The 5,143-nt window shown below is 50.6% G+C and carries 4 protein-coding genes and 1 other RNA gene; 1 reads left to right on the top strand and 4 read right to left on the bottom strand.

All coding sequences use genetic code 11. The features are described 5' to 3' along the window. From dnaX to Q3886_RS08135, 4 genes are all read right to left on the bottom strand, one after another. Positions 1-1,996: DNA polymerase III subunit gamma/tau (dnaX, locus tag Q3886_RS08150; protein WP_301860859.1), on the bottom strand; the 1,996-nt coding region annotated here is incomplete at its 3' end. Positions 1,997-2,028: 32 nt separating this feature from the next. Then, an RNA gene (gene ffs, locus Q3886_RS08145) (signal recognition particle sRNA large type) lies at positions 2,029-2,235 on the bottom strand. A gap of 147 nt (positions 2,236-2,382) precedes the next feature. Continuing rightward, entirely contained in the window at positions 2,383-3,930 is a 1,548-nt protein-coding gene (locus Q3886_RS08140) for a M20/M25/M40 family metallo-hydrolase (protein WP_301860856.1), read from the bottom strand. Positions 3,931-3,942: 12 nt separating this feature from the next. After that, positions 3,943-4,392 carry a GtrA family protein gene (locus tag Q3886_RS08135; protein ID WP_301860855.1) on the bottom strand — a complete coding sequence of 150 codons (450 nt, stop codon included), beginning with the start codon at positions 4,390-4,392 and terminating at the stop codon, positions 3,943-3,945. A gap of 259 nt (positions 4,393-4,651) precedes the next feature. On the opposite strand from Q3886_RS08135, the gene Q3886_RS08130 reads away from it, so the two are divergent. Next, positions 4,652-5,083: a MarR family winged helix-turn-helix transcriptional regulator gene (locus Q3886_RS08130; RefSeq protein WP_301860854.1), complete on the top strand. Its 432-nt coding sequence runs from the start codon at positions 4,652-4,654 to the stop codon at positions 5,081-5,083. The last annotated feature ends 60 nt before the right edge of the window (positions 5,084-5,143 follow it).

Here is a 5,143-nt window from a genome sequence, read left to right as displayed (position 1 = left end):
ATATATTACAATCTCCTACCCTTTTGAGCAATGGGCCAATGGCAGCCTGTTCTTCCGGCGACATATCCTGTACCGTAGCCGGCTTCAGAACAGACCCTTTTTCTGCTGTCTGTGGCGGCACAATATCCGGTGTCTGAGGCTTTTCCTCACGCTGCACAGGAGCGGGATGGGGCTCAGGCAGCGGATCAGCCGGCGCCGCTGCAGGCACTACCGGTGCTGCTGATGCGGCTGGTTCAGCTGCCGGACAGGGCTGAGACTTTTTTTTTTCGTATTCTCCCAGCTCTGCATCGCCTTCCACATATCCTTTCATGTGAAAGGGACTGCCAAGAATCTGTTCCAGCGCAGCATCAACGAATTTAAAATAATCTTCCCGGTTGGCCCGTTTGGCCAGGAAATTCGATTTATAGGCAACAATGGCTTCGCCGCCGCCTAAATACACGACGCGGCCATGCTGCACGCAGGACCGGACGCCAGGCTTTTTCATTTCCCGCAGGAGAATATCGCACATCTTTTTCCAGATTTGCTGGTATTCTCCTGCATCTACCGGGGCTGCATTATCAACAGAAACAGACGGCGGCACAGTCGGTGAAACAGCAGGCTGCACCGACTGCTTCGGCCTGTCTGCTGCAGCAGGAACGGCAGGACGTACTGGCGGTGCCGGTGCCGATACAGGCCGCGTATCGGCCATGGGTGGGACTGCACTGTACTCGTCTTCCGGGAAGGGTACCGATTCAGGAAGCCCTGCGCCTCCGTCCTCTTCGTCCGGAAGGGGAATATAAGCCTGCTGAGCCGGAGAAGCTGCAGATGACAGACGGGCAGTCAGCTGCGATACGCGCTGTTCCAGCCTGGTCAGACGGTCTTCCAGCCCATCGACAGAAGAGGCTGCAGGCAGAGCTGTTTCTGAAGATACGTGGCTGACACGGCTGGCCATGAGCAGCCCCATTTCAACGGCAATGCGCGGCGCCGGCGAATTTTTTGCCGACAAGAGCGCTTCCTGCAGTATCTTCAGCATGGCAAAAAGGCGTTCTGCCTGAATAACTTTTGCCTGGGCGCCCAGTTCTTTCATGGAATCGGCATAGGCAGCGAGGGTATCCGTTTTCGGATCAGCCTGATACAGCATAAGAGCCCGCAGGTGTTCCAGTATTTCCGTTAAAATAACCTGCGATTCCTTGCCCATACGGACAACGTCATCAATATCTTTAATAATGACTGCGCCTTTTCCCTGAAATACAGCATCAGACAGGGAAAACAGCCAGTCCCGGCCGATAAGTCCCAGCAAATCCCGTACCAGTGCTTCATCAATGGTGCCGCTGGCATTGCTCACACACTGATCGAGCATACTGAGGGCATCGCGCATGCCGCCGTCAGCCTGGACGGCCAGAATATGGGCGGCCCCTTCTGTAAGATCAATATGTTCCTGAGAGGCCACATACAGGAGCCGTCTGGCAATATCCCTGCTCGTAATGCGCCGGAATTCATATCGCTGGCACCGGGACAAAATCGTCATGGGAATCCGTTCCGGCTCGGTCGTAGCCAGAATGAAGATGACATGCTGCGGCGGTTCTTCCAGCGTCTTTAACAGGGCGTTGAAGGCTTCTGTCGTCAGCATATGTACTTCATCGATAATATATATCTTCTTATTTCCTTCAGCAGGCATGAACTTAATCGTTTCCCGCAAGGTCCGTATATCTTCAATACTGCGGTTTGATGCCGCATCAATTTCCACGACGTCCAGGGACTCGCCGCTGAGAATATGACGGCACACGTCACATTCATTGCACGGATGGGATGTAGGCCCATGGATGCAGTTCATGGCGCGGGCAAAAATTTTGGCCGTACTTGTTTTCCCCGTGCCCCGCGGGCCCGAGAACAAGTAGGCATGCGCTACTTTATCGGTATCAATAGCTTTCTGCAAAGTCTCCGTAATATGACGCTGTCCGACGACATCTTCAAAGCTCTTGGGCCGCCATTTACGATATAGCGCGATGTATGCCATAGTCCTTTCCCTCTCTGTATACGAAAAAAAGCAGCTGCCCGCTGCTTTTACTAACAGAAAAGTACTCGTGCATGATAACCCGCCAGGTTTCCTCGTGGCACATGAAAAGATCTACTTATTGCTGCTTCCTCTCGGACCTGACAAGGTTCATAGGTTCCCATTGCACAAGCCCCGGCGAGTTACCACGCACCAGTACTCTTATTAAGTTAGCGATGTTATTATAGCGTAAAACGGCAGATTTTTCAAGACTTTCCCTCATATTTATGGTTTCTTTTCCCATGCGGCTTATCATACAGATCCGCAGCAAATACAGAAAGAACGTTTCCTGCAACCATGCATCGGCACGGCATGAAACGTTCTTTCTGTACCTGAGAATATCGGTTCTTTTAGTCTGCTGTTTCACCGATATAGGTAATAATCGTATCCAGTATATTCGGCAGCGTTACGGATACGCTTTCTATGTTGACCCGTTCGGTCCGTTCGTGCAGATCTTTGCCCCACGGTCCTAAGAGCAGGAAGGGAATCTGCAGGTTCGTCATTGCTTCAAAGTCAAAGCTGTACGACTTGCCCCACAGGAGCAGATTTTGTTCCAGAATATCTTCATGCAGCGACGGGTCGACACAGCAGTAGCTGCAGTCAGAAATACCGTTGAAATAATGGCGGAACGATACATCAGCAGTACGGCTGATCGTCTGGAGCAGTCCTTCAAAGCGCGCATCCTGCAGGGAATGGCTATCTGCAGCCGGATAATAGGGCGGCGCAAAAGCGATGACCACAACCGGCTCGGTCATGCCCATAAAGGCCAGGGTCTTTTCGATGAGCCGTATCGTTTCTTCCGTATACGTTGTATCCCCTTTTTGCAGGGCTACAAAACTGCTGTTGCGCACATTTTCATAAAATACGTCAAATCCCGGGTACGACGAGGCCCGCTTCATCAGTTCAGCACCGCTGATGACGTCCATCGTAAGGTTTCCATCGACCTGCGCCAGGGTCTGGGCCACAGCATGCCGGGCTGCATTCATAAGCAGGTACATAACGTCTTCCGGCGTCTTGCCGTAGGTCATGAAGTTGGCGCACGCCGCCATGCGCTGCGGCAGAGATACATCATACCGTGCTTTGCGGTCCCGCAGGTATATCCAGGCTGGCGGAGGCGTCTGTTCATCGCCGCACGAATCTACAAGAGACGAATCGCCTTCTGTTTCCGCAATCAGGCGGGATACGACGGCAACGGGATTGATGCCCTGCCGGTACATTCCTACATGAACAGGCTTGCCCTGGGCTACGACGACAGGCAGAAGCTTGCCGACAGAGCCGGTATAGGAAATGAGCTGTCCCTTTTCCTTCTGGTTGGGCTCACAATCAATGAGTACGCGGTACTGCAGGCCATAGGCTTTTTTCAGTTCCTGCAGCACTGAGACAGCCATGCGCATGCCGGCAGAATAGGATTCTTCATCGGGCAGCGACAGGTACAGCACACTGGCATCACCGGGAAAGGCGGCATAGGCTTCAAACACGGCCAGCTGCGCTGCTGCGCCGCCTTTCATATCACACGATCCCCGTCCTGGCAGCCATTGGCCACTTTTCAGATCGTTCTGCAGATCTTCACTCTTTTCCGACCGCAGCAGGTCTTCCTGCAGTGCATCCGGCGAAAAGGCATCATCCTGCAGGCTTCCGTAGGCTTCGATGCCGACAGTATCGTGATGATTGAGAAAAATAACGGTGTCCTTTTTTCTGCCCTGAATCAGTCCGTACACAACAGACCGTCCATGGGCATCGTCTGGAATATGAATCATGCCGCTTGCAGCGTTTTCAACGGCTCCCAGCGTACGCTGCAGGTACTTTTCAATATTCCGTTCTTTTTTCGTATCTGTTTCGCTGTCAATGGCAATCATTTCGCGAAGAAGCTCCATAATCCGTTCATTTCGTTTCATCATCCCCACTCCCCTCTACTTGAATATCCATTTTTTGCGGGACAAGTAATTCCATACTGTTACGATGGCGCTGGCCAGGATTTTGGAAACCATCGGATTCAGCCCCAGCAGCACAGGCGACGTAAACAGCCACATGAGCAGCAGATTCCATCCCAGCCCGATGGCACTGACCAGAAAGACCAGGGAAATTTCCGTTCCTTTCTGATAGCGGCTGCCGCTGTCAAATACAAAGCGATTGCATAATATATAATGATACAGCGTAGATGTACCAAAAGCCAGGGTCGTAGCAGTCAGTACGCGATGGGTCTGGAGGGGGAAAAATCCGCCTGCTGTGAGTCCCTGGAAAAACAGGTAAAATAATGCCCATTCCAGCAGCGCTGCCGAACCGCCGACCAGTAAATACATGCCAATTTTCACATATTCATTTTGTGTGTAATCAAATCCAAAAATCTTTTTCTGCTTCATCGTACTCCTTACCTGGCTGCCGTATAGTTAAAGCTTACAGGCAATATCTGCCTGATATGTTTAATTATACGTCATATACATCATAAATTCCATAGTATAAAGTCAAGCTGCCGGCAGTAGAATAACAAAATCTTATACATTCAGAAACTATGATACTTTTTTCACAAATTATATAAACAGCATAGCCGTAATGTTCATAATATGATACACTATAGTTAATTGGCAATACGAATTATATGTCAGGAAAGGAAGCATTACCGTGGAGTATACGAAATGTATTAATTTTTTACTTACCATTGCGCAGCACGAAGTATTTCTGATTTTTTCAGAAAATTTATCCCAGTTCGGCATTACACCGGGCCAATACGGGGTATTAGCCTGTCTTTGGAAGGACGAAACGCTGACGCCAAAGGAAATTGCCACTATTTTACGCGTAGAAAATTCTACTATTTCCGGCGTACTGGACCGCATGCAGAAACGGGGGCTCATTGACCGCGTATTAAATCCCAATAACCGCCGCAGCATCAGTGTCAAGGCAACCGAAGAAGGGCTGGCGCTGAAAGAACCGGTACAAAAAAAGATTGAAGAATTGAATGAACAGGTACTGCATGACTTTTCACCGGCAGAGCGAGAAGAAATTCTCCGCCTGCTAAGCCGCATCGGCCACCTGCACACAGGCGGCAACGAATAGCGCGTATATGTGCCGGTACAGCAGCTCTCTGAACAGATCTTTCTGGGCAGAGAGTTTTTT

This window comes from uncultured Megasphaera sp. (assembly GCF_958350005.1).
In the GTDB taxonomy this organism is placed as follows: Bacteria; Bacillota; Negativicutes; order Veillonellales; family Megasphaeraceae; genus Megasphaera.
Note: the sequence above shows the minus strand (reverse complement) of the source record. Positions and strands in the feature narration are given on the sequence as shown.